Origin of the sequence: Lentilactobacillus parafarraginis DSM 18390 = JCM 14109 (genome assembly GCF_001435895.1) — a bacterium.
GTDB lineage: Bacteria > Bacillota > Bacilli > Lactobacillales > Lactobacillaceae > Lentilactobacillus > Lentilactobacillus parafarraginis.
Map to the genome: position 1 here is coordinate 1 of NZ_AZFZ01000237.1, position 282 is coordinate 282.

The 282-nt window shown below is 42.6% G+C and carries 1 protein-coding gene; it reads right to left on the reverse strand.

Features of this window, described 5'->3' with window-relative positions:
• Positions 1 to 282, reverse strand: a 282-nt coding sequence (locus FD47_RS14875) for a DDE-type integrase/transposase/recombinase (protein ID WP_156404183.1), incomplete at both ends; no start/stop codon positions are given.

The following is a 282-nucleotide window of genomic DNA, read 5'->3' on the forward strand; positions in this document are numbered from 1 at the left end:
ATTATTGCGATATTTGGAGCACTGATGCACACCTTTGTGCAGACAGCCTTCCCTAGTAAGCTTTTTAATTGCCTTTAGGGTCGCTCCGTACTGATCAGTCACTAATCGATGTGGAAGACCATAGGTCTTTAAAAGGCGTTTGAGAAAATGATAGGCCGAGTTAAAGTCACGCTTCTTGCGCAGTTGAAAATCAAGCGTAAGACCTTGATCATCAATGGCACGGTAGAGGTAATTCCATTGACCTTTGATCTTGATATAGGTCTCATCCATACGCCAACTTTT